The organism is Kitasatospora sp. NPDC059088, from assembly GCF_042738155.1.
Classification (GTDB): Bacteria; Actinomycetota; Actinomycetes; order Streptomycetales; family Streptomycetaceae; genus Kitasatospora.
On sequence record NZ_JBHYGR010000030.1, the window covers coordinates 52,091 to 75,233 of the forward strand.

Below are 23,143 nucleotides of genomic sequence, written 5' to 3' on the forward strand. Positions count from 1 at the left end.
CGGGGGTTCGCTGCGGTGGCGGCGGGCCCGGCGCCGGTGGTCGGAGCGCTGTCGGCTCGGCGTCCTCGGGGGCGTCGGATCCGGGCGTGGGGACGGTGTTTGACTCTGCCGATTGGCGCGATCGCGGGCTCGGTCATATCTGGTCCTGGAGCTGGGCGGGCAGGGTGAGGGTGGCGTCGGAGAGGGTGCCTGGGTATTCGGCGGCCTGGTGCTCGGCGACGGTTCGGCCGGGAGCCGATGCCGCGTGCCAGTCGGCTCTCACGAGGTGCACGGCGGCGTCGAGTGCGTCGATCGACGTGCTCGGTGTGAGGAGAAGTCGTCGCAGGTAGGCGGCGGTGTCCGTCGAGTCGGCGAGCAACTGACGCAGGCGGGGGGAGAGTTCGTGGGTGCTCCGACGGACGCGGTCCTCGATGGCGGTGGGGGTTACCGGTTCGGCGTCGTCGTGCAGCACCAGCATCGCCTCGTAGATGCCGTACCGCACGTGGGTGGTCATGCTGTCCACCGGCACCCATCGGCCGAGGTCGGCAAGTTCGCGGGGGCGTTGGGCTAGGTAGGCCAGCACCAGATCTTCGTGGTCGGCCCGGGTGGGCCGCCAGGTGCTCAGCGGGAGGAACTGGCCCTCGGTGGCGGCGCGGTGGTCGGCCCAGTCGTCGGTCCGCCAGGGTGCGGGGACGATCTCTTGGTAGCCGGGGCTCCACACGGCGATCACCGGGGCTCCGGTGTGGTCCTCTCCGGGGTGGTAGAGGGCGCCGTCGATTCCGCGCACCGGCCCGCTCCACCTCAAGGTGCAGTCGGTCGGGTGCGCGGGCCGACTGAGCAGTCCCTGGTGGTGGCGTCGGTCGAAGCGGGCGAGCCAGCGTCGATCGGCGTCGGTCCGCGGTTCGGCCTGGTGCCCGCTCCACGCGGGTCGGGGGGTCACGCGGCGGCCTCAATGGGGTCGAGTTCGCCGGCGCGGTAGCGCCGGGACCACTCGATGCTCTCGTCGTACAGCTTGCGGTCGGGGCCTTCGTAGTGGCGCTGCATGCGGACCTTGGTGATGGGGGTGGTGGCATGGATGACCAGGGCCTCGCGCCGCTCCTCGTCGAGGGTGCGGATCTCGTCCGGGGTGACGGTCTTGCGGTCCTGGAGGGTGGTCTGCATGGTGGTGCCCTGTGCGCCGCTCTGATAGGTCGTCAGGGACTCGCGGTAGATGCCGGCCAACTTGGAGAACTCTTCGAGTTCGTCGCCGCCGAGGCCGCCGAGGGCGATCTTGACGGTGGAGCTGCCCCAGAGCATCTCTGCCCCTTCTCGGCCCCAGACCTTGCGGGCCTGGGCCATGTTCTGGAGCACGGCGACGACGTAGATGCCCGAGCCGCCGGCGAAGGACATCAGGTCGGGGAGGTTGGGCAGCGGGGTGACGTTGGCGACCTCGTCCAGCAGCGCTCCCAGCGGCGGGTCGAGCCTGCCGCCGGGAGACCGGTCGGCGAGGCGTTTGGCGGTGCCGAAGACCTCGGAGACGAAGGCGGAGATCAGGGGGGCGAGCGCGGTGGCCTCCTCCTTGTCCACCAGCAGGTAGATGGTGCCGTTGCTGCGCAGCCAGTCCTCGATGTCGATGCCGTTGCCCGCCTTGGGGACGAATGTGGCCCGGGCCAGCGGCGAGAAGAGGGGCGTCAGCGCGGTCTGCACGGTGGCGAAGAGGTTCGCCCGGGTGTCGCCGGGGTTGCGGTAGAGGCCGTCGAGCATCTCGGCGACGCCGGGCTCCGCGCGGCGGGACTCGGCGAGCAGCTTGATCGGTTCCTCGACGTGGGCGTTGAACCCCCAGCGCAGGACGTCCTCCATGCTGCGGCCGGTGATGGCAGCGGCGTGCAGCCATCCGGCGAGTAGGGAGGTTGCGGTGGCGCCGAAGAAGCCGGCGCCGGAGGAGTCGGTGGTCTCGCTCTTGCCGATCTTGACCATGAGGTCGGCCCGCTGCATGGCCTTGCCGAAGTCCTCGCAGCCGCTGGTGGGCGACCACTGCACCTGGTCCGGCCAGTCGACCATGCCGGTCGGCAGCATCGCCAGGGTCGGGCCGAGGCCGCGCCTGATCAGCGCGGTCGCGTCGAGCACGTCGCCGCGGACGCTGGTGATCAGCATCGGGCCGTGCCACGCCTTGATCCACGGGATGATCACCTGGCTCGTCTTGCCCTGGCGGGGGGCGGCCAGCATCAGCACGGAGTGCTCGATGCAGACCCACAGCAGCATCCCCGCCATGGTCCGGCCGAGTCGTACGGCGACGTCGTCAGGGGTGAACCGGCTGCCTTTGAGGGAGGGCCGGACGATGGGCCCGCGCTTCACGACCGCTGCGGCGGACAGGGTCTTCGTCAGCTGGGCAGCGGAGGCCATGCCGCGCACCGAGCGGGTGCGGCGGAGGCGGCGCAGGGCGAAGGCGCCTGCCGTGACCATCCCGCTGGCGACGATCGCGGCGGCGACGGCGAAGCCGACCGGACCGGGCAGGTCCGCGCGAACCGGCTCGGGCCAGGCCGACTTCGGGTCGTCCAGGTGGTGAGGGAGCTGCTTGGCGACGGCGAAGGCGTCACCGAACGGGACGGCCGGCCAGGAGGCGTGGGTGATGAGCCCGGCGACCTGGCCGGTTGCCCAGGTCCCTGCGGTGACCGTGACCACGACGATGACCAGCAGGACGATCAGGTAGTCCGCGGGGCCGTCCAGCACCGGCCGCCGTGCGACCGTGGCGTTCGAGGCGGCGGCCATCTCACACAGCCATCCGCTCGTTGGTGTAGTACAACTGCCTCTCGACCGGGCTCAGGATGGTCTGGACCACATGGCTAGAGGTGCGGCCGATCTTCCAGATCGCACGGCCGATCTGCTCACCTGACCAGCTGGCGATGTGCGCGCATTCGGTGTCGGTCAAGCCGATCGCGTCTCTCGTCATGGCGAGGGGCGCGGTGTCCTGACGCAAACAGATCCGAACATCGCACGACGCGATGAGGTTGCGAGCGATGCTGACCTCTTCGCTGCCCTGCGCACCGACAGCCTCGAAGTCCGACAAGCGATGTGTGCTCAACACCTGGATCGTGCCCTGAGCTCGCGAGAGCCGCAGGTCGGAGTCCAGCTTGCGGATCATGGCCGGCACGCGCATCGCGCGCCACAGCTCGTCGCGCACGACCAGGCGGACCGGGCCACCGGGTTCGTCAATCGCCGCTTGGCCCCAACTCGACACACAGGCCAGGGTCATGGCCACGGTCTCGTCCCCACGGCCATCGATCCGCGACAGGTCGACGGTCTGGATCGGCGCACCGAAGTCCGGCCGAACCGTCGTGGGTCCGTCGAACAGGCCCGACAGCGAGCCTCGGACCATATTGCCGAGGGCGTCGGCTGCCGGGCGGATCATCTCCCGCAGCTCGGCCACGTCGGCGCCGCGGACACGCAGATCCTCTGCCATCTCGGGCAGCGGATCGCGCAGCAGAGCCCAGACCTGCGGGATCGTCGGGTCCACGAGGTGGCTGGCACCGGCGGCCTGGCCGGAGGCGTGCTGGATGGCGAGGGAGAGCGCGGCTTCCTCGGTGGGCGTCAGGTTGCGGCCGAGCCGCATGACCAGCAGGGAGGAGAGCAGGGTGATCCGGCGGCGGTGGACTTCGTCCAGGCGCTCGCGCAGTTCCTCCGGGTCGGACGGCAGGTTCGTGCCGAGCGGTCCGGAGTCGAGCGGGTTGAGCCGGTTCCGCAGCCCAGGGCCGAGTTCGACCGGCTCGACGCCGAACGCCCTGGCGAGCCCCGCATACTCGTTCTTGATGTCGCCCAGGATGAACGACCGGACGCCGTAGGCGGACAGGCGGGTCACCAGGGCCTTGATGGTCGCGCTCTTGCCCGTTCCGGGGACTCCCGTGATCAGCAGGTTCGGGTTGGTGATCAGCCCGCGGTGCAGCCACTCGATCGGGTGGCAGGAGAAAGCGCCGCCGGCCAGGCAGTCCACGCCGATGTAGGCACCGGCCGGAGGCATGGACGCCCCGTACAGCCAGGGGTACAACCCCTGGACCTGGCCGGTGCTGCCGCGGAACACCGGCACTTGCGGCATCCTCGGTGCCCGCCCGGCGTACGGGCGAGCGTGGCCGCGCCGGGGCGCGACCGGTTCACGGCGCTGCTTGGGCGCCTTCTGCTTCGCGGGCTTCGCCGTTACCGGGGCCGGACGGCCGAGCACATCGGCCAGGTCGAGCACAGGGAGGTCGGTGGCACGTCGACGGAAGATCATCACGCCACCCGCTTCTTGGGCAGGCCCATGCCGACCGGAAGCGCGCCGATCGCAAAGCCCACGTCCTGGGCCATCCACATGCGTTGGAGTTCGATCCGGCCCTGGTTGGCGTCGGCCAGCAGCTCGGCGCAGGCGTCTTCGAGGTCGGCCGGGTTGGTGACCGTGACGGTGCAGTAAGCGGTGTAGCGGACCAGACCGTGGCCTGCGGCCCGTTCGGCGTCCTGGGCCTCGGCGCGGCGCAGGGCCTGCTTCTCGTGTTCCGGGATGATCTGGCCGGTCTTGTGGCGCATGTTGACCGCGACCTCGCGGGCGGTGCGCTCCTGCATCACTTCCCGTTCAGCGGCACGGGGGCTGCGGGGTTCGATGTGCATGTTGAGCGTCCGGCGGTACTTGCCTTCGCCCAGGAGCGGGGCGAGGGCGGTCGAGTGACACTTGGCCTTCGGCCAGCTGTGGACGGAGAAGGTGACGGACATCGCGCCGTCGTGCTCGTACCGGCCGCGCCAGCTCTCGGCCGCGGACGGGCCTGCCGCCGCCGGGTCCACTCCCGATTCGAAGGGCACCTCGTTGCCGCGCAGCGAGGCTGCGGTGGCCGCCGCTCGTCGTTCCGCGAGCATCCGGCCGGAGCTCGGGTCGAAGGCAGTCCTCAGGACCTCGGCCAGCTCGCGGGGGTTGAGCCAGCTCTCGACCTGGAGGTCCGCGGAGGCGATCGAAGAGGTCATGGCCCGGAGGTTCCGGACCAGGACGGTGGCGGCGCCGACGCTGCCGCCGCCGGCTGCCTTGATGGGGCCTGCGGCTCGGGAGGCGTCCATCGTGATCGCGAGGTATGCCTCGCGCTGGCTGGTGGCCAGGGTGGCGGTGGACAGCAGCGACTTGGCGATGTCGACCGCGACGGTGGGCGCTTCGGTGGTGACGTGGTCGGCGTGCCAGCGCTGGAGGGCCGCACCGGATTCTGGGACGAGACGCTGGAGCGCCTGAATCCTGATGATCGGGTTTCCCTCGGTGCACTGGGAGTTGAGCAGTTCTCCCCAGCTGGCCACCCGCTGGTCGCGGCGGTGGGAGTCGACCAGACCGATACCGGGGAAGCGCACCCGGGCGACCGCCGTGTAGGTGCGGTCGAGCTGGTGGTTGATCACGGCGATCGGGGCACCGTTGCCTGCGTCTGCTTCGAGGATCGTCAGCGGGGCGAGGATGCCGGGCAGATCCAGTTTCGGCTCGTCCGTACCGGCCTTGCGCGGCGCGAAGGCGCCGGAGAGGAAACGATTCTGCCCGCGGAAGCGGAGGATCTCGAAGGACACTGCGGCGACCGCCCATTCGTCGACGGTGCGGCCGGCGATCCGGACGAACGCGAGAAGGAAGAGGAGAAAGGACAGGGGCCAGGTCACGATGCCTGCCCGGACATAGGAGATGGCGAACGGCCAGATCACCGCGAGGATGGCGGCACCGAGCATGGCGGCTCGCTGGAGGCTGAGGCCGAAGAGGAAGGCGACCTTCTCCTGTTGCCACCCGAAGTACGTGCGGGCGGGAGCGGTGTCGGTGCTCATGACTTGCTGCCTCCTTCGGGCGTGTCAGGGCGCTTGGTTGCCCGGTTTTCGTTGAGCGGAGCCCCGGAGGTCGGCCGGGACGTGATGTTTGGTGCCTGGCTCTGCGCCGACGTCTCCGCGCCGGAGGGGGACGGTGTGGTGGCCGGGCTGCCGGATTGAGGGGTCTGCGGTGCGGGGGCCGGTGCGGGGCCGCCACTGGGTGCGGACCCTGCCAAGGGGACGGAGGCCGCCGCAGCGGTGGTGGGCGGGCCTGCGGGCACCGGGGGCATCTCGATCGTCGGCGGGTCGCTTCGCGGGGCACTGGCCACCGGCAGGTTCGGGGTGGCGTCCTGGAGCGCCTGTGGGTGGTCGGCCTGCGGGCCGACCGGGTGCACCGGCTCGACCTTCGGGTCCTGCTGGCCCGACCAATCAGGCTCCGGCTGATCCGGGAGCACCTGGTCGCTGGTGGGCAGCGGGGCTCCGGCGTGACGGTTGACGTACCCGGCGGGCTGAGCCGCGTAGACGTTGGCGCCCTGCACACCGGCATGCCCGGCCATCTTCTCCATGCCTCCCGCGAGGCTGTTGACCGCCTGCTGCGCGAGTCGGACACCGGCAACCGCGACCATGCCGATCGGGCCGGCAGCAGCACCGGCTCCTCCGGCCGCCGCACCCGCGCCTCCCGCACCACCGACGGCGCCAGCGGCCCCGGCACCACCGGAAGCTGCTCCACCGGCGGCGCCTCCGCCCTTGCCGGCGAAGTTGGTCATCGTGCGGGTGGCGCTCTCCTGTCCGAAGGTGTCCGGGGAGGGGCCGGCGGTCGAACCGCCGCCGCCGTTGCTGAGGCGGCCTCCGGCAAAGCCGAGCAGCGCGGCCAGGCCAGCGCCTCCGCCGACCTGGACGCTTGCGAACGTGAAGAATCGGGCGATGGCCGGCCAGGCGAGGGCCGCGAGGAGCAGGACGAGCATTCCCGAGAGCGTCGTCTGGAGATCCTGTGAGTCGCCCGCCATGTTGAAGCCGAGCGCGAAGACCAGCGCGATGATGGGCTTGAGGATGATCAGCTGGACGGTGGAGCTGACCAGCTTGGACCACCAGGACTTGGTGGAGTCGGACATCTGACCGACGGCGCTGATCGGCGAAGTGGCGATCAGCACCGCGATCGCCGCGTTCCGCAGCAGCATCTCGAACCACAGCACGATCGTCAGCAGGATGCCGATGATGGCGATGATCAGCAGGAGCGAGGCTGCAGTCCCGGGGGTATAGGCGACCAGCTTGCCGATCTTGTCGCTAAGCGCCTTCTCCCCGCCGAGGGAGTTGTCGACGACGTACTTCGTCAGCTCGTCGCTCGCCACCAGGGCCGTCGAGGCAACCGTCAAGGTCAGCATGAAGGCGAGTGCCGCTTTCCCGATGCCTACCGCAGCGGTAGCCAACGGGCGGCCGTCGTGGGTGACCGCCGTGCGAATGACCTGGACGACGACCAGCAAGCAGGCGACGAGCCCGGCGACGCCGAGGGATATCGCGTAGACGGAACGTATGCCGTTGCTCGCGAGATCGACCGGCGGGATCTTGACGAAGTCCGTGGCGAACGACTTGAGCAAGCTGGTCGCGGCGTCGGCGAACGACTTGCAGATGGAGTCCCACGCGCCGCCCGCCACCTTGGTGGCGGCGTCGCCCGCGAGGCTGCCGAGGATGGTGTCGCCGGGCCCGGGGATGCAGCTGATGGGGTCGCTCAGGCCGCAGGGCATGCGGACCCCCTGGTGTTGCTGGTGACCATGGTGGTTATCGCTTCAGTTCCTGCCAGCCCTTCGCGGAAGCCTGGGGGGTACCCGGCTCAGCGGTGAGGCTGGTGTAGTCGGTGGTGGGATTGCCGGAGGGGGCCGGGATGCGCCAGTCGCCCGCCGACCAGACGAGGTCGAGCGGATAGACACCCATGCGGGTCTGCATTCCGGTGCCTGGCACGCTGGTGGTGTAGGTCGCCAGCAGCAGCACCTGGACGCTGCCGGGGCCGACCGAGCGCACCTGGTACTCGACCGGCGACAAGATGACCGAGGCGCCGGGCTGCAACTGCCCCTTCGCCGGTAGGCCGAGCGCCTTCCGAGTAGCGACCGGGCCTTGAGCCAGGGTGTCCGCCGCATCGGACCAGGAGTCGGCGGCAACAACCCTGGCGACGGCTGCGGCTCGGTCGGGCTCCAGCGTGGAGCCGAGCTGCCGCCAGTACTCGACCGCCGCAGAAACAGCGCCTACCGTGGAATGCGGGTAGCCCAGCTGAACTCCGTTGACAAGGCGCTCTCCGTGAATCAGTTGGAGAGGGCCGATCACCCCGGGGGCGGGCGACCCGGTGGACTCCACGCCGGTGACCGAGCCCGGCGGCGGGATGGCGGCCGGCGGCGTGTAGGCCTTGGGGCCGCGGGGCCCGTTGTCGGACTCGATGGCGACCCCGATGGCAACGAAAGCAAGCAAGCCCACGACGCCGAGGAGGAGCAGCGGCAGAATCCGGCGACGGGGGCGGTCGAGGAACTGGTTCATGACGAGTCCTAGGCCGCCGCGCCGAACACGGTGTTGACGACGGGGATCGCGCAGGCGGTGACGATCACGCCGCCGAGCGACCAGACCAGGCTTCGCTTCCCCTTCTCCGCGGAATCAGGCCGGTTGCTGAGGTGGCCTATGCCCATGAGACCGCCCGAGACGACGGCGGCGACGGCACACGCGATCAGGGCTCCCCACTTCGCGTAGCTCAGCAGAAGGTTCGCGCCCTTCGAGCCGTTCGTCGGATCGGCCGGCGCCGGATTCTGGATGTCGGCGAGGTAGTGAACGTCAGCGAGGTGGTGAACAGCTTGCAGGGTGAGGGACATACCGGGCTCCGGAGTTGCGATGTGCCAGCGATCCCGCACGGTCTGCGCTGGCCAGAAGGAGCCGCCCCTGCTTGATCGGGCATGGGGAGGCATTGGGCGACCTTCACCTGAGTTCAGCACGCGACATCAGTGCGATTCACTCTGGCTAATCGGCCGTGACCAAACGATAGACGGGTGCGAACCGGGCGCGTCAACCAGAGTGAATGTGACTAGCCTCACCCGACCACTCTCCGTTTACAGTGGCTAATGAGTGTCACTGTGCGCAACGATGAGACCTAGTCAGCAGCGAGGAGTGCTAGGCGCGTCATGTCAGTCGAAGAGTCCGTCGAGGGTGGAGAGGGTGGAGTGGTTGCGGCTCGCCTGAACCACCTGTTCGCAACCGTGCACCCAGCCGACCGGGGCCCGTACGCCAACCCGGAAGTCGCCAGCGCGATCAACGAGAAGGCCGGCCACCAGGTCCTCAGCGCCACCTATCTATGGCAGCTCCGAAAGGGCAAGCGCCAGGACCCAACTCACAGTCGCCTCAAGGCACTTGCTGACTTCTTCGGCGTCTCTGCGATGTACTTCTACGAGGACGAAACCGCCAAGCGAACCGACGAACAGCTCCGCCTCGCGGCCGCACTGCGCAACCCGGCGATCAGACAACTCGCACTCGATGCGGACGGCCTCTCGGAGCACAGCCTGGCGGCGATCGCCGCCATGATCCAATCGGCGCGAGCGATGGAAGGACTTCCCGCACCCGACTCCGCGCCGGAGTGATGCACGCCACTGCGCTCGATGATCACAATTCCAGATGAGTGGCACACTCTCGGCGACCGGTCGCATACAGTTCTGCGGGTCGGGAGACGGAGTGACCCTCCGACTACAGGTCATCCACTCCACAGCAATGCCTCCCGACCAGGGAGGCATTTCCATGGGCGCGATCCCGCTCTGCGGCACCCGGCCGGCAGGCCGCGGCACATCTTCACAGCAAAGTCGGCAATCGGCCTCGACGATCGCCCCGCCCGCGCCGACCACCCCCACATCGCCGGCCAAGGCGGAATCCGAATACCGGCCTGACCGCACTCCCGCGAGCACCCCCAGCCACCGCGCCGAAGATGCAGCCAAGGTCAGCGCGGCCGCTGCCTTCAGTGCAGTGTTCCCGGACCTCCAGCCGGCAGCCCTCCTGCACTTCGGCTGGCTCGACAGCTAACACCCGTGGCCGCATCGGCCCACACACGCCCGACACTCCCTGGCCCCTACCGCGCCGAGCCATGCCCACACATCTTCACTCTGGCTAACGAAGTGGGCTTACTCACTCACACTTCAGTTGACCCCAGCTGCACACATCAGCTTATTGTTCCCATCTATCCCATTAGCTGATGTGAAACAGCTGTGCGCCTTCTCGCGCGCCGGCTCAGAGGTGGCACGTGAAGAAAGCAGCGCATCTGGCATTGGTCGGCGTCCTCGCACCCTTCGGGGTGGTCTTCGGCGTCGCGCTCTCCGGCGGAGGAACGGCAGCCGCCACACCGGCGGTCAATGCGAACGGCATCGGACTCGGTTGCTTCAAACCGGTCGCTCCTGGCCAGGCAGTCGCGGACGGGCAGCAGCTGACCACCGAGCAGATCAACAATGCCCAGATCATCTACCAGGTCGCGGCCACACTCCAACTGCCCCCGCAGGCAGCGGTGGTGGCGATCGCCACCGCACTGCAGGAGTCGGCGCTGAGGAACTTGAGCTCCGGAGACCTGGATTCCCTCGGGCTGTTCCAGCAACGCCCCAGCCAGGGGTGGGGCTCTCCCGCTCAGATCATGGACCCGGTCTACTCGTCGAAGAAGTTCTACGAGGCATTGGTGAAGGTACCGATGTGGGAGACGCTTCCGGTCACCGTCGCCGCGCAACGGGTCCAGGCCAGCGCTTATCCCGACGCCTACGCGAAGTGGGAGAGCCTCGCCCAACAGCTGGCAGCCACCTTCGGGGGGAACGCCACGAACTGCTCGCTCGGCAACGGCGACGGCCAAACGACGAGCGAGGCCGTCAGCCTTCCCGCCGGCTTCTCCCTGCCAGCCGGCACCCCCACCGCGGTCGTGACCGCTATCACGTTCGGAGTCTCCAAGCTGGGCATGCCCTATCAGTGGGGCGGCACTGGAGACCCCAGCTACGACTGCTCAGGCCTGATGCTCCGAGCCTACGAGGCCGCCCGGATCACGATCCACAGGACCACGTTTGAGCAGGTCTACGATGGAACCCCGGTCTACGACGCACAACAGCTCAAGCCCGGAGACCTGATCTTCCTTGCCGGATCGGACGGTACCGCGAGTTCCCCAGGACACGTCGGGATGTACCTGGGGTCGAACCTCGTCCTCGACGCACCGCGGACTGGCAAGAACATCCAGATCACCAACTTCACCGGCGGATATTGGGACAAACAGGCGGTGGCCTTTCGCCGCATCGTCCCGTCCTGATGCGTGTGGTTTCAGGTTAGACCTGTCGTTTTCCGATTGGATTGTTCTCAAACTTGTCGTCGTGACACCTCAGCCAGACTGTAGCCACGAAACCGCAGGCTCACTGCCCTTCCTGCTGACTACCCTTCCTACTTAAGGTCCTCTGGACCAAGCCGAGCCCCCCCAGAAGGCGAATCTCATGGAACAACCGCCCAGGCTTGTCGTCCGCCATGAACTGTGGAAGCTGCTGGAGACAGCTCGCGATCCCAGCGAGGCGGTGAGCGCCGAAGCGGCCCATCACGGCCTGACCGCTCAGCAGTTGCTGGACACCCTCGTCCGCCAGAACCGAGTTGACGTCAAACCGCTCCCTGCCCGTCACACGTTCACGCCACACAAGATGAGCGACTTCGACTAGCCGCCGACCCGGGGCTTTTCGCGAAGCAACTGACAGATCGACTAGACGATCCCGGCGGCAAACCGCCCGGACAGTCTCCCAAAACCGCAGGTCGCGGGAGTGCCGGCAAGTCTGATCGGAACCTACAATGCGGGTACCGCCGCATCCTCGACCTGAGCAGGGAGCATGATCCAACAGTCGTGGGACAGGACGGTCCGTGAGCTCGCCGAGCGGGTGGAGCTGGCGCAGAGCGCCGCGGCCTGGGCAGAAGCAGTCCGCGCCCCGAACTCCAGCAGTTCACTGGGCGAGCGGGCCAGCCGCGAGCAGGTGTTCTCCGCCGTCGCGCTCAGCCGGGCGCGAGACGCTGCCCTGCTCAAGGCCGCGCGGTTCGCTCTGCGCCGCCGTGCAGCCGGCCGACCTGCACCGCTGCGGCTTCCACACGGGCGGGTTCTACCTGGAGCAGCTGCCCCTCGTTGGTGGCGCAACGCCGCCGTCTTCCGCGACGACGCCGGGATCTGGCGGGTGATCCCACTGCCCGGCCCCGAGCGCCTCGTCGGACTTCCGGAGGACGACCCGCTGGTCCTGGACGTGGCCGAGCAGACCCGGCTCCTGCACGCCAGCCTGCTCGGGCACCGGAACCGCGATGCCTACTACGAGGCGTTCGAGCCGGACGGCCAGCGCGGGCAGGGCACTTCGGTCCCGCCCGTCGCCGCGCTCAGCAGGAGGACGAGCTGGAAGGTGCAGACCTGGCTGCACCCCGGTCTCGGGATGCGGGTGCGGACCGATCTGGAGGAAGAGTTCCAGCAGGCCAACCGTGACCGCCACGCGGTCTGGGAGCGGTCCAGGGCATACGGCGCTGCGGTGGCGGAGCTGCTGGGCCGCGTTGGCTGACCTCGCCGACGACGATACCGGCCGATGGTTCGGCTCGCGTACGCAAGCAGAAGGCCGGGGGCCTCACCACGAACGGTGGGGCCCCCGGCCTTCTGCTTGTCTTCACTCCCTGGCCAGCGTCCCCCTGTCGATGGTGGTCCACTCGGCGCGGCTCGCCTGGCCGTCCGAGGGCGGCCACTGGACGTGAACGCCTCCGGGGCGCACGTCGATGATCAGTCCGCGCAGGTACTGGCCGGAGCCGTCCCTGGTGGTCGTCATCCAGTGCCGACCTACCCACGTGGTGGGAGGCTGCTCGGCGTAGCGGTCGTGGGTGAAGTTGTGCATGGTGAACTCCTGCGGTGGTGGGGCAGCTTCGGGGCTGTTCTGTCCGGACGAGCGGCTCCGGTCACGGTGGCCGGGGCGGGGGCGGACCTCCGCCCGGGCCGGTCGGCCTACGAGCGGAGGCACCGGGCCACCGCCGCGTCACCGCGCTTCCCCGTTCCATCCGCGGCCGTCGCGCACCAGGCCCGCAGAGCCCCAGAGCCTGACGTCGGACGGCCGGTAACGCCGAAGGCCGTCAGGGGTTCGGGTGAACTTCGGGCCGGTGCCCGCGCCGCCCAGTTCCCGCAGGTCCGCGCTCGTGATGCCGAGGTAGATCGCCGCGTCATCCACGGACCACCATGGACGGCGAGTCGTGCCGAGCTGCCGCTTCATCGTCCGCTCCCCGCGTCGGAGGATCGGGTTTCCAGCCACTGATGCACGTCCCGCGGGTCGTACCGCCTGTGGCGTCCGACCTTGTAGCTGCGCGGTCCGGTGCCCTTCCAGTTCATCTGGTAGATCGACTGCGTCGGCACACCCAGGAACTCCGCGAGCTCCTGCAAGGTCCACAACCTGTCCGTACTCATGAGCACTCACATCTCGTCCATATGTCATTTCGACAACTTCGCTTGTCGTTTGGACAACCGAGATGAGCATCGAACAGTCCCGCCATGCTTGTCAATACGACATACTGAGTTGTCGAAATGACAATCACGGCCGCGTCGCCCCAGCTTGAGGCCGCCCACAAGGGGCTGCTTGTCGAATCGACACGACCAAGCAAGCCTGCAAGTTGTCGATTGCACAATCGAGAAGGAATGAGTAGAGTTGCCGATACGACAAGCAAGGAGGCCAGATGTCGAGCGACCCGGCTCCGCCGACCCTGTCGGTGAGCGACGCGGTAGCACTTCGGGTGAAGGAAGCCCGAAATCGACGCGGGTGGACCATGAAGCAGCTGGCAGCCGCCTGTCACGATGCCGGCGCGACCAAGCTGACACCCCCGGTCCTGGCCAACATCGAGACGGGTCGGCGAGACGCGAACGGCGTTCGGCGGCGAGAGCTGTCGATCGACGAAGTCGTGGCCCTCGCCGTGGCGTTGGACATCTCGCCGATCCACCTGCTGGGCCTGCCGGACGAGGCCGCACCGGGCACGCAGCTCCAGCTGACCCCCGAACTGGCCATCAGCGATGGTGAGTTGCTGATGGAGTGGTTCGGCGGACAGAAGGCCCTACCCCAGAGCGACTCCCGGCAGTTCTACTCGACGGCCATTCAACGGATGCCGGCTGGAGACAGCCAGCGGACCGTCGCCGACCTCACCAGTTCGGTGCTCCAGGACCGAGCCGCCGCCATGACCGCAGCCTTCAACGCGGAGATGGCATCGACCCTGGAGAAGATCAACGCCGCGGTTCAGTCGGGCGCAAGCCCGGAAGAACTCGCCGCCCTACTCAAGTCCGGCGACTCCGACCCGAAGTAGGGCCGCCGCACCACCAGGCGCTCGGCACCGCCGCGACGCCAGTTCACCGAACCCGACTGCGAGGCCACCCGGGCCCGCACCCATACGGGCAGAAAAGAGGCGATCTTATGGCATGCACCTATCAAGAATTGGCAGAAAACCATGCTCCACGCTCGGATCGAGGACCGCGGTAAGCACGCGGACTACCTGCTGGCCGTCGTTCGCGCTCGTGGGGCCGGCCGCACCCCTCCGGCCCGCTACCGCGTCCGCTGGCGCGACGAGTCAGGCACTTCCCGCAGCCTGAGCGTGCCGACCCCGCACCTCGCAGTGGCCGTGCGGGCCGATATCGCCGACGGCCGGGCGCCACTGACACTCAGCGGCCTGGTCGATCACTGGTCGTCCCTGCCGGTGCAGTCGCCCCGGCCTGGGCCGCCGAGGTTCCCGAACCGCCGGTCGCTCGACCTGCACGTGTTGCCGCGCCTCGGGCGCAGGCTCGCCATCACGATCACCCGGGCGGACGTCGAGCGCCTGGTGTCGGCCCTGCACGCCGAGGGCCAGCTGAGCACCGCCACGATCAACAGCCTCCTCGCAGCGCTCAAGCGCGTCCTGCAACACGCCGTCCGCTACGGGCACTTGCCCAGCAACCCGGCGCTCGGCGTTCGGCCGATCCCACGGCCGGCCTGACCTCCGGCACGGCACCCCGGTCTCCGGACCTCACCCTTCCGCACCGCGCCGCGGTCACTGCTGGCGCGGCACGCGGATCACCGATAAACCATGCAACCCGAAATGCGGCGGAAGCCACACGTTCGAACGGGCAGAAAGAAGGAATGGATATGACCATGAACATTGCAAGGCAGATCCAGGTGATTTATGTCCCGCGTTTGGATAGAAGACCGAATTAACCATGCCGACTTCAAGTCGGCAGCAGCAAAGGCAAAGTCCAGCGGACGCACAGCTCCCGGCAGGTACCGCGTGCGATGGTACGACCCGGACGGCCAGGCTCGCATGAAGACAGTCCAGCGCAAGGTCGATGCCGAAGTCACCCGGACAGAGCTAGAGGAAAAGCTCGGCAATGGAACCTACCGAGACCCGTCCGCGGGCCGCACGAAGTTCGCAGAGATTGCGGAAGAGTGGTTCACGGCCAAGCTCAATGTGAAGCGTTCGACGCGCGCCAGGTACCGAATCGCACTGGACACATACGTGATCCCCAAGTGGGGATCAACTCCGGTCGCTCGCATCCAGTTCGACGGCATCGCCAAGTGGCTCGGCGACATCCTCGCGGACTCCGTATCCAGCGGAAAGCCCCTCTCCGCGAGCACCATTCGGAAGATCCACGTCGTCCTTAAGGGAGTACTGGACTATGCGGTGCGTGCACGCCGGATCGCCTATAACCCGGCAATCGGAATCCCGCTCCCTCGCTACGTCCCGCCGGAGCACGTCTACCTGGACAACATGCAGGTGGAAAACCTTGCTGACGCCTGCAGCGAGTATCGGACGCTGATCCTATTTCTTGCCTATACCGGAGTCCGATGGGGCGAAGCCTCGGCAATCAAGATCAGTCGCGTAAACCTTGCCACTCGACGCGTTCGGATCGCCGAGACGTGGAGCCGCGACAAAGGCGGCCTATACCTCGACACCCCGAAGAACCATGAGCGCCGCTCGGTTCCAGTGCCCGCATTCCTTCTCAAGGAACTCGAATTGCTGATGACCGGCCGCGATCCGAACGACCTTCTCTTCACAGCCCCCGAGGGCGGAAAGCTGATCGTCGGCAACTTCACGCGTCGGCGATTCAAGAAGGCTCTGGAGATCGCTGGCCTGGCAGACCTCGGCATCACGCTTCACAAACTGCGGCACACTGCGGCTTCCCTGGCGATCGCCAGTGGCGCCGACGTCAAGGTGGTCCAGACCATGCTGGGCCACAAGACCGCGACCCTGACGCTGGACACGTACGGTCACCTCTGGCCGGACCGTCTGGACGAGGTGTCAGACCGGCTCGACAACCAGCGGTCGAAGGTGCTCAAGCTGGCGAAGAAGAAGGCCGAGAAGGCACAGAAGAAGGCGGCCAAGCTCGCCGCCGAAGTCGCTGCCTTGGAGGCAGCTGCCGACGCCGCTGCGGCGTGATGTGTTCTAAATGTGTTTCGGGCCGTGGTGTCAGCTCCTTCGAGCTGCCACCACGGCCCTCTGACCTGCATGTTCACTGTGGGCGCGGACGGTTTCGAACCGCCGACATCTGCTTTGTAAGAGCAGCGCTCTACCACTGAGCTACGCGCCCCCGGTCGTGGCCCTTCGGGCGTACGACGAGTGCCTAGGGTACCTGGTCCGGCGGGGTGGTGTGGTGCGGGCGGGGTGGGGTGGTGGGAGGGGGCTGCCCGTGGTGCGGGGGGATCGGGGAGAATGGGCGCGGATCAGCGGGTCGGAGCAGGGAGCGCGCAGTGGCGGTGGCCGGCGGGAGCGGGCGGCGGGGGCGGCGTCGGGCGGGGAGTGCGCTGGGCGACGCGCTGGTGTTGCCGGTGGTGCTGGCGGGTGCGTTGGGGGCGGTCGGGCTGGCGTCGGCGGGCAGTGGCGGCTGGTGGGGGCGGCGGGGTGCCGGGGACGGTGTGCGGGCGGAGGCGCGGGAGGCGCGGGCCGCGGCGCAGGAGGCGTTCTACGAGCTGGACGAGACGCAGCGCGAGCTCCGGTTGGCGGTGGAGACCGTCCGGGCGGTCGAGGAGGGTGCGGCGGCGCAGCGGGTGCTGGCCGAGCTGCCGGCGATCTCCGGCCGGGTCGAGCAGGTCACGGTGAACTACCTGGCCGCGCTCGACGCCCATGACCTGGACCGGGAGGACCTGGACGCCGGTTCGGTGGCCCAGGCCCGGCGGCTGCTGGTGGACGTGCAGGGCCAGCTCCGCTCGGCCCGCGCCGAGCTGACCGACTTCCTGCGCCGCCTCCAGCCGACCCTGCTCCACGCCGAGCAGCAGCTGATGCGGGTCACACCGGCCGTGGAGCAGGCCAAGCACGCGCTGCTGCGGGCGACCACCACGCTGGACGAGGTGCGCGGCGCCGGGCTGCGGGCGGACGACCTGGCGGCCCGGCTGGCCGAGCTGGCGCCGGAGTTGGGGCGGCTGAACGAGGGGGCGGCGCGGCACGGCGTGGCGGCCACGCTGCAGCGGGCCGAGGAGGTGCGGCGGCGGGCGGAGGCGATCACCGCCGATGCCGCCCAGCTGCCCGAGCGGGCCCGGGAGCTGGACCGCCGGGTGTCCAGCCTGCGGACCCGGATCCAGGCGCTGGAGACCAAGGCGGAGACGGTCGATCCGGCGCTGAGCGAGCTGCGCCGCCGGTTCAGCACGGCCTGCTGGCAGGACCTCCAGCGGGTGCCCGAGCAGGTCGCCGAGGCGGGCCGGGCCGCCGGGCGCAAGCTCGCCGAGGCCGCCCGGGCCCGGGACGAGCAGCGGTGGGCGGACGCCACGGCCGCGATCGGTACGGTCCGCGCGCTGCTGGAGACCGCGGACGGCTCGGTGCAGGCCGTGAACGACCGGCTGCGGCAGCTGAACGAGGTGCAGCACGACCCGAACCGGGAGGTGGAGCGCGCCCGCTTCGCCGTCCGGGACGCCCAGCGGCTGGCGATGGCGGGCCGCACCGCGCCGGACCCGCGGCACGCCGGCCCGCTGGACGAGGCGGTGGCCCGACTGGACCGGGCGCTGGAGACCCTCCAGGCCTCGGGCCGGCACCCCGACTACTGGCACTTCCTGACCGAGCTGGCGGCGGTGCGCGAGACGGCGGCGCGGGTGATCGGCATGATCCGCGGGGATCTGGGCCCGCAGCGCTGAGCGCGGTCGGTACCCTGCCGGTATGCCACGCTACGACTTCCGCTGCCGCTCCTGCGGCGCCACCTTCGAGCTCCGCCGCGCGATGGCGCAGGCCAACGACCCCGCCGTCTGCCCGCAGGGCCACCCGGACACCGTGAAGCTGCTGTCCACCGTCGCCGTCACCGGCGCGGCGGGCGGCGCGCCGCAGCAGGCCCCGAGCGGGGGCGGGGGCGGCTGCTGCGGCGGCGGGTGCTGCGGCTGACCGAGGAGGACCGGTGGCGACCGACGGCTAACCGGCGACGACGGGGTCGGCGGGCATGACCGAGGCGGTGGCCGCGGTGGCCGCCGCCAGGAACCGGCGGACGATCTCCTCCCCCGCCGCCACCCCCACCTCCGCCAGGGCGGTGACGCCGGGGGCCGTCCATCCGCCGTCGGCCAGTTCGCCGTGCCCGGGCCGCCACCCGGCGTCGGCGGCGAGCAGCAGGTCGGCGTCCAGCAGGGAGTCGCCGGCCGCCAGGACAGTGTGCGCGCCGCTGCGGCGGACGGCCTCGGCGAGCGCGGCGCTCTTGGTGAGCGGCTGCGGCACGGCGTACACCTTGCGGCCCTGTAGTGAGACCCGCCAGCCGCGTTCGGCGCACCAGCCGGTGAGTTCGGGCAGCCAGCCGTCGGGCAGCCGGTCGCGTTCGACGACCAGGTAGGCGAACTGCTCGTCGGCGACCCGCCGTTTGCGCGTCCACTCCGGGTCGGCGCTCAGGGCGAGTTGGCGCACCACCTCGTCCAGCGGGGCGGCGCCGGCGGCGATCCGCGCGGTGATCTCGCGGCGCCAGTCGCGGTCCGGCTCGCCGTCCACCAGCAGCTGCCCGCCGTTCGCGCAGATCGCGTACGTGGGCGTCGGTCCGGGCAGGTTGACCCGTCGGTACTGTTCGACGGTCCGGGTGGTGGCGGGTACGAAGCGGGCCCGGCGGCCCAGTTCGACCAGCAGGGCGGCGGCCCGTTCGGTCAGGAAGGACAGCGGGCGGCCGTCCAGCACCTCGACGCAGAGCAGCCGCGGCGCGAGCCGGTCGGGGCCGGCCAGGGCCAGGGCCCGCTCGGAGTAGATGAGCGTACGGTCGAGGTCGCTGGCCACCAGCACGCCACCCTCGTCACCGCCCGGACCACCCGCTCCGCCCGGACCACCTGCACTGCCCGCACCGCCACCCGCACCGCCACCCGTACCGTCCACGGCACCCATCAGGACTCCCTCCCCGTCACGGCCCGTCCGCTCTCCCCCGTCGCGCCCCGACTGTAGCGGGGGTGGATGAGGCCCACGCAGCTGTACGGCAGCCCGTCCACCTCCTCGACCGGGACGCCGCGTTGGGCGGCGAGCAGCCGTACGTGGTCGAGGTCGGTGCCCGCGCCGCGCCGGGCCAGCACCCGCCAGGGCACCCGGCGCAGCAGCACCCGGGTGGTCTCGCCGACGCCGGGCTTCACCAGGTTGATGTTGTCGATGCCGTACTCGGCGCTGATCCGCTCGACGGCGGCCCAGCCGGCCCAGTCGGGCGTGCGGTCCGGGTCGGCGGCGAGCCGTCCGGCCGCCTCGACCGCGAGGGCGCGGACCTCCCCGAAGTGGTCGGCCACTGCGGTCAGGAAGGCCTCCGAGACGTCCCCGCCCGCGAGGTCGGCGTAGTGCTTGGCGCCGTGGAAGTCTCCGGGGCCGATCAGTCCGGCCCGCAGTACGGTGCGCGAGACCAGCCCGGACACCGTGGAGTTGAGGCAGGCGGAGGGGATCAGGAAGTCCTCCCGGGTGCCGTACGTCCGGACGCAGCGGCCCGGGTCGGCGAGCACCGCGAGGTCCGGGTCGAAGCCGGTGCCGGCCAGCGCGTCGGTGAGTTCGCGGGTGATCGCGCCCTTCCCGGTCCAGCCGTCCACGAAGACTACGTCGGACGCCCGGTGGTGGGCCGCCAGATAGCGCAGCGCGACCTGGTCGATGCCGCGGCCGCGGACGATGGACACCGCGTAGTGCGGGACGGACAGGCCGTGGGCGAAGGCCAGCCAGCGGCGGACCAGGATGCCGACCGGCGTGCCGGCCCGGGCCAGCGAGGCGAGCACCAGGCCGGGCCCCCGCTCGCGCAACAGGGTCTCGGCGACGGTGCCGACCGCGAGCGCCATCCGGCGGGCCGAACCGCGCAGCGCCTGGTGGAACAGCTCCTGGTACTCGGGGCTGGGGCAGTACTCGACCGGCAGCGACTCGGCGTAGTGGGCGCCGCCGTGCTGGACGGCCTCCTCCCGCTCCTCGGTGGGGGCCTCCAGCGGGACGTCGGAGAGGTCCTTGAGCAGCCAGGCGACCTCCTCCGGACGGTAGGAGGAGAACTCCGGCCCGTACAGCGGAGTCGGCAGCGCAGCCGGCAACGGGGAGGACGGCGGGGAGGACAGCGCGGAGGACGGCGCGGCGGGCAGCACCGGGCGGTACGAGGGGAGTACCGCGAGGACCACCCGGTCGGTCACCTGCCGCAGCTGGCGCAGCAGCGAGTACTCCCCCTGGTGCAGGGCCGGGGTATCGGCTACGTCGTCCACCACCAGCACCACGGCGTCGAAGCGGCGGGCCCCGTCCGCACCGGGGGCGACGTTGTAGACGTAGCGCTCGCGCGAGCCGCCGTCCTGCGGGTCGTCGTGGGCCGGGAAGACCAGCCGGGTGCGGATGGCGTAGCCGGGGTCGTCCACGGCGAGGACGGGCGAGCGGGTGGTGGTGGAGTAGCGGATGCGGTCGCCGCCGAACCGCTGGGCGAGCGCCTCGGCGAGCCGCAGCGGCGCGTACATCAGCTCCTCGAAGCCGAGCACCAGGACCCGCCGCTGCTCGGCACCGTCCACCGCCGCACCCGTACCGACCGCCGCGCCGGCACCCACCGCCACACCGTCCACCGGCCCGGCGCCCGCCCCCAGCGCCTGCGCCAACTGCCCGGCCAGAGCGGGCAGTACGGCGTCCAGCCGCTCACGGTCGTGCGCCGTGAAGCCGTGCCGTCCACCGTCCGGCAGCCCGGCGGGCCAGTCCAGCTCGACCCGGACCAGCGGGGCGGGCTCGACGGCCGGCGGCGGGGCGGCCGGGGGGACGGCGGCGATCAGCCGCTCGGCCCGGGCCACGATGTCCTCGGGCAGGTCGACGCCACCGCTCGCGGTGGCCACCACGTCGAGCCGGGCGCCGAGTTCGGCGGCGGCCGCGGCGAGCCGGTGCCGGTCCTCGGCGGAGCGCAGGTCGACCAGGGCGACCACCACGTAGTGGCCGCGCGGGTGGCGGCGGTGCAGTTCGCGGATGGTGTTGAGGACGGTCCGGCCGGTCGAGAGCTCGTCGTCCACCAGCACCAACGGACCGTCACCCGAGAGGAGTTCGGGGTCGGCTGGGAGGAGCAGGTGCCCGGTGGCGTGGGAGTGCTCCTCCTCGAAGCCGCCGAGCGGGGGCACCCCGGGGACGGGGCGGCGGGTGGAGTGCAGGCAGGGTGCGTCGAGCCCGTCGGCGACGCTGTGGCCGAGGCCGGTGGCGGTCTCCGCGTAGCCGAGCACGACGGCCCGGCCGGCCTCCGCGGGGCCGAGCAGCTCCCGGACCCGGCGGCCGAGTTCGAGGCCGGCGCCGTGCACCACGGCGGGCCGCTGCGGGACGTGCTTGCCGAGCACGCTGGAGACCAGCAGGTGGGCCCGCTTGGGGTTGCCGGACCGCAGGGCCAGGCCGACCAGTTCGGGCAGGCGCTCCGATCCGGTCAGCGCGATCCCGGCCCGCTCGGCGACCCAGCGCCCGGTCCAGCCGCCCTCCGCCGCCACCGCCGCCGTCTCTGCTCTCTTCACTGCTGGTCCCGCCTTCGGTGGTGCTGATCGATCGGTTTCGCGCGTGTCGGGTCGTACTGGGTCGGGTCATGCCGGGTCGGATCGGGTCGGGTCATGACGGTCGGATCGAGGGGCCGGGGTCAGCCGCACAGGCAGGCGGACAGGAGCTCCGCGAAGCTCACGTCCTCCCGGGCCACCCCGAAGACCTCCGCCCGCAGCAGCACCCGCTCCGCCCAGGCGCGGTGCGGCCGGGCCTCGTTCATCTTGTTCGTGTACGCCGAGCGGAGTACCCCGCCGCCGTCCTGCTCCTGTCGCAGGATGTCGCGCGCGTCGCAGTACTCCTCGTGCGTGACCACGGACAGCGCGTGCACCGCGGGGACGTGGCTGGGATGGATGCAGGTCTTGCCCAACAAGCCGTTGGCGCGGTCGAGTTCGACCTCGCGGATGAGCCCGTCCAGGTCGTGCTCGATGATCCTCCGGCGGACCTCCTCGCCGGAGGCCCGGGCGGTGCCGGCCGTCGCGGCGAACGGGGTGCGGCGCAGCTGCGGCTTGAACATCCGCTCCTGCACCGGGAAGTACTCCCAGACCGGCCCGGTCACGGTGTACCCGGTGCCGTCGGCCCGGCCGAGCACATTGACGACGTCACCGATCACGGCCGCGACCAGGGCCACGTCGTAGGCGGTGAGGTCGGGTGAGCGCCGCAGCCCGTAGGCGGAGCACAGGTCGGTGACACCGAGCCGGACGGCGAGCACCCGGTCGCGGTGCTCGGCGAGCAGGTCGGCGATGCCGAAGAGCTGCTCGCGCCTGGTCTCCAGGTGGGCGAGTTCGGGCGTTTCCAGGACGGGCATGGCGAACAGCCGCCGCCCGGTGGCGGCCTCGGCGGCGGCGAGCGCGGCCAGGTAGGCGCCGCCCGTCGCCGGGGTGAACTTGGGCAGGACGAAGCCGCTCAGCAGCCCGGCGGCCGGGCCGAGCCGCTCGGCCAGGTCGAGGATCTGCTCGGCGGTGCGGACCCTGATGAAGAGAAGCGGATGATCCTGTGCACAATCGGTGAAATCATTGACCAGGTCCGACAACTGCTCGATCAGGTTGCGTTCGCCCGCGTCCACCTCGTGGTCGGCGATCGCGTCCTCCAGGCAGAGCACCATCGACACCACGCCCTGCCCGGCCAGCTTGCGGATGTCGGCGGCCAGTGCGGGCCTGGTCGCGGGGCTGTAGAGGGTGCCGCCGAGGGCGGTGGCGAGCACCGCGGGCTCGCTCTCCGCGGTGAACGTCCGCGGCTGCTCCAGGAACAGCCGGGCACGGACGTCGTCGGCGAGGTGGCCGAAATGGCGCATGGTGCTCTCCTCGGGGCTGGACGGCGGGCTGGCCGACCGGACGGACGGCCTCCGGCCCGCGGTTTCCGCCTGGACGCACCGCCGGCGGACTCCCCTCCACCGGCCTCCGGGGGCCTGTTCGAAGGCCCATCGTACGGACGGTTTCCGGCCGTTCCGGGCGTCGGGGCACTGAACTCCCGGAACATC

At 70.3% G+C, this 23,143-nt stretch carries 23 protein-coding genes and 1 tRNA gene; 10 read left to right on the top strand and 14 right to left on the bottom strand.

Annotation, left to right across the window (positions count from 1 at the left end; genetic code table 11):
- Positions 1 to 133: 133 nt before the first annotated feature.
- From ACFWXO_RS16255 to ACFWXO_RS16285, 7 genes are read right to left on the bottom strand one after another with little or no spacing between them, the layout of a single operon-like run.
- Positions 134 to 919 carry a hypothetical protein gene (locus tag ACFWXO_RS16255; protein WP_380524588.1) on the bottom strand — a complete coding sequence of 262 codons (786 nt, stop codon included), beginning with the start codon at positions 917 to 919 and terminating at the stop codon, positions 134 to 136.
- Complete coding sequence (locus ACFWXO_RS16260) at positions 916 to 2,727, bottom strand: type IV secretory system conjugative DNA transfer family protein (RefSeq protein WP_380524589.1); 1,812 nt, start codon at positions 2,725 to 2,727, stop codon at positions 916 to 918. The genes ACFWXO_RS16255 and ACFWXO_RS16260 overlap by 4 nt, the downstream gene beginning before the upstream one ends.
- A 1-nt stretch (position 2,728) precedes the next feature.
- Positions 2,729 to 4,222: a VirB4 family type IV secretion system protein gene (locus tag ACFWXO_RS16265; protein ID WP_380524611.1), complete on the bottom strand. Its 1,494-nt coding sequence runs from the start codon at positions 4,220 to 4,222 to the stop codon at positions 2,729 to 2,731.
- Positions 4,222 to 5,763 (bottom strand): SCO6880 family protein, encoded by a 1,542-nt coding sequence (locus ACFWXO_RS16270; protein ID WP_380524591.1) that lies wholly within the window; start codon positions 5,761 to 5,763, stop codon positions 4,222 to 4,224. Before ACFWXO_RS16270 ends, ACFWXO_RS16265 begins: the two co-directional genes overlap by 1 nt.
- Complete coding sequence (locus ACFWXO_RS16275) at positions 5,760 to 7,484, bottom strand: hypothetical protein (protein ID WP_380524592.1); 1,725 nt, start codon at positions 7,482 to 7,484, stop codon at positions 5,760 to 5,762. Before ACFWXO_RS16275 ends, ACFWXO_RS16270 begins: the two co-directional genes overlap by 4 nt.
- Before the next feature lie 34 nt (positions 7,485 to 7,518).
- Positions 7,519 to 8,265, bottom strand: a complete 747-nt coding sequence (locus ACFWXO_RS16280) for a hypothetical protein (RefSeq protein WP_380524593.1) — start codon at positions 8,263 to 8,265, stop codon at positions 7,519 to 7,521.
- A gap of 8 nt (positions 8,266 to 8,273) precedes the next feature.
- A complete protein-coding gene (locus ACFWXO_RS16285) occupies positions 8,274 to 8,591 on the bottom strand; it encodes a hypothetical protein (RefSeq protein ID WP_045700742.1) in 318 nt (105 codons plus the stop codon).
- A gap of 306 nt (positions 8,592 to 8,897) precedes the next feature.
- Between ACFWXO_RS16285 and ACFWXO_RS16290 the strand changes: the two genes are divergently transcribed.
- The 5 genes from ACFWXO_RS16290 to ACFWXO_RS16310 all read left to right on the top strand — a co-directional run bounded on the left by ACFWXO_RS16290 (position 8,898) and on the right by ACFWXO_RS16310 (position 12,299).
- Positions 8,898 to 9,350 carry an XRE family transcriptional regulator gene (locus tag ACFWXO_RS16290; protein WP_380524594.1) on the top strand — a complete coding sequence of 151 codons (453 nt, stop codon included), beginning with the start codon at positions 8,898 to 8,900 and terminating at the stop codon, positions 9,348 to 9,350.
- 154 nt (positions 9,351 to 9,504) lie between these two features.
- Positions 9,505 to 9,783, top strand: coding sequence for a hypothetical protein (locus tag ACFWXO_RS16295; protein ID WP_380524595.1), 279 nt, complete (start codon positions 9,505 to 9,507; stop codon positions 9,781 to 9,783).
- Between the two features lie 217 nt (positions 9,784 to 10,000).
- Positions 10,001 to 11,035: a C40 family peptidase gene (locus tag ACFWXO_RS16300; RefSeq protein WP_380524596.1), complete on the top strand. Its 1,035-nt coding sequence runs from the start codon at positions 10,001 to 10,003 to the stop codon at positions 11,033 to 11,035.
- Positions 11,036 to 11,213: 178 nt separating this feature from the next.
- Positions 11,214 to 11,429: a hypothetical protein gene (locus tag ACFWXO_RS16305; RefSeq protein ID WP_380524597.1), complete on the top strand. Its 216-nt coding sequence runs from the start codon at positions 11,214 to 11,216 to the stop codon at positions 11,427 to 11,429.
- A gap of 165 nt (positions 11,430 to 11,594) precedes the next feature.
- Positions 11,595 to 12,299, top strand: a complete 705-nt coding sequence (locus ACFWXO_RS16310; protein WP_380524598.1) for a hypothetical protein — start codon at positions 11,595 to 11,597, stop codon at positions 12,297 to 12,299.
- Positions 12,300 to 12,401: 102 nt separating this feature from the next.
- Here the strand turns inward: ACFWXO_RS16310 and ACFWXO_RS16315 are convergent, their stop codons facing one another.
- The 3 genes from ACFWXO_RS16315 to ACFWXO_RS16325 form a co-directional block, all read right to left on the bottom strand.
- A complete protein-coding gene (locus ACFWXO_RS16315; RefSeq protein WP_380524599.1) occupies positions 12,402 to 12,623 on the bottom strand; it encodes a hypothetical protein in 222 nt (73 codons plus the stop codon).
- A 138-nt stretch (positions 12,624 to 12,761) separates the two neighbouring features.
- A complete protein-coding gene (locus ACFWXO_RS16320; protein WP_380524600.1) occupies positions 12,762 to 12,992 on the bottom strand; it encodes a hypothetical protein in 231 nt (76 codons plus the stop codon).
- Positions 12,989 to 13,183 (bottom strand): helix-turn-helix transcriptional regulator, encoded by a 195-nt coding sequence (locus ACFWXO_RS16325; protein ID WP_380524601.1) that lies wholly within the window; start codon positions 13,181 to 13,183, stop codon positions 12,989 to 12,991. Before ACFWXO_RS16325 ends, ACFWXO_RS16320 begins: the two co-directional genes overlap by 4 nt.
- A gap of 266 nt (positions 13,184 to 13,449) precedes the next feature.
- Here ACFWXO_RS16325 and ACFWXO_RS16330 point away from each other — a divergent pair, with 266 nt between their 5' ends.
- The 3 genes from ACFWXO_RS16330 (at position 13,450) to ACFWXO_RS16340 (ending at position 16,167) form a co-directional block, all read left to right on the top strand.
- Entirely contained in the window at positions 13,450 to 14,067 is a 618-nt protein-coding gene (locus ACFWXO_RS16330; protein ID WP_380524602.1) for a helix-turn-helix domain-containing protein, read from the top strand.
- Between the two features lie 141 nt (positions 14,068 to 14,208).
- Positions 14,209 to 14,730, top strand: a complete 522-nt coding sequence (locus ACFWXO_RS16335) for a hypothetical protein (protein WP_380524603.1) — start codon at positions 14,209 to 14,211, stop codon at positions 14,728 to 14,730.
- A 321-nt stretch (positions 14,731 to 15,051) separates the two neighbouring features.
- Positions 15,052 to 16,167, top strand: a complete 1,116-nt coding sequence (locus ACFWXO_RS16340) for a tyrosine-type recombinase/integrase (RefSeq protein WP_380524604.1) — start codon at positions 15,052 to 15,054, stop codon at positions 16,165 to 16,167.
- Between the two features lie 79 nt (positions 16,168 to 16,246).
- Here ACFWXO_RS16340 and ACFWXO_RS16345 read toward each other — a convergent pair.
- Positions 16,247 to 16,318 (bottom strand) — tRNA-Val (locus tag ACFWXO_RS16345).
- A gap of 160 nt (positions 16,319 to 16,478) precedes the next feature.
- Here ACFWXO_RS16345 and ACFWXO_RS16350 point away from each other — a divergent pair.
- Positions 16,479 to 17,852, top strand: a complete 1,374-nt coding sequence (locus ACFWXO_RS16350) for a hypothetical protein (protein WP_380524605.1) — start codon at positions 16,479 to 16,481, stop codon at positions 17,850 to 17,852.
- Between the two features lie 22 nt (positions 17,853 to 17,874).
- Positions 17,875 to 18,093, top strand: a complete 219-nt coding sequence (locus ACFWXO_RS16355; protein ID WP_375887805.1) for a zinc ribbon domain-containing protein — start codon at positions 17,875 to 17,877, stop codon at positions 18,091 to 18,093.
- Positions 18,094 to 18,120: 27 nt separating this feature from the next.
- On the opposite strand, the gene ACFWXO_RS16360 is transcribed toward ACFWXO_RS16355, so the two are convergent.
- The 3 genes from ACFWXO_RS16360 to ACFWXO_RS16370 form a co-directional block, all read right to left on the bottom strand.
- Positions 18,121 to 19,062 (bottom strand): HAD family hydrolase, encoded by a 942-nt coding sequence (locus ACFWXO_RS16360; protein WP_380524606.1) that lies wholly within the window; start codon positions 19,060 to 19,062, stop codon positions 18,121 to 18,123.
- The gene (locus tag ACFWXO_RS16365) at positions 19,062 to 21,644 is read right to left on the bottom strand and encodes a phosphoribosyltransferase (protein ID WP_380524607.1); all 2,583 of its coding nucleotides are present in this window, start codon (positions 21,642 to 21,644) and stop codon (positions 19,062 to 19,064) included. The genes ACFWXO_RS16360 and ACFWXO_RS16365 overlap by 1 nt, the downstream gene beginning before the upstream one ends.
- Positions 21,645 to 21,763: 119 nt before the next feature.
- The gene (locus tag ACFWXO_RS16370; protein ID WP_380524608.1) at positions 21,764 to 22,957 is read right to left on the bottom strand and encodes an HpcH/HpaI aldolase/citrate lyase family protein; all 1,194 of its coding nucleotides are present in this window, start codon (positions 22,955 to 22,957) and stop codon (positions 21,764 to 21,766) included.
- Between the last annotated feature and the right edge of the window lie 186 nt (positions 22,958 to 23,143).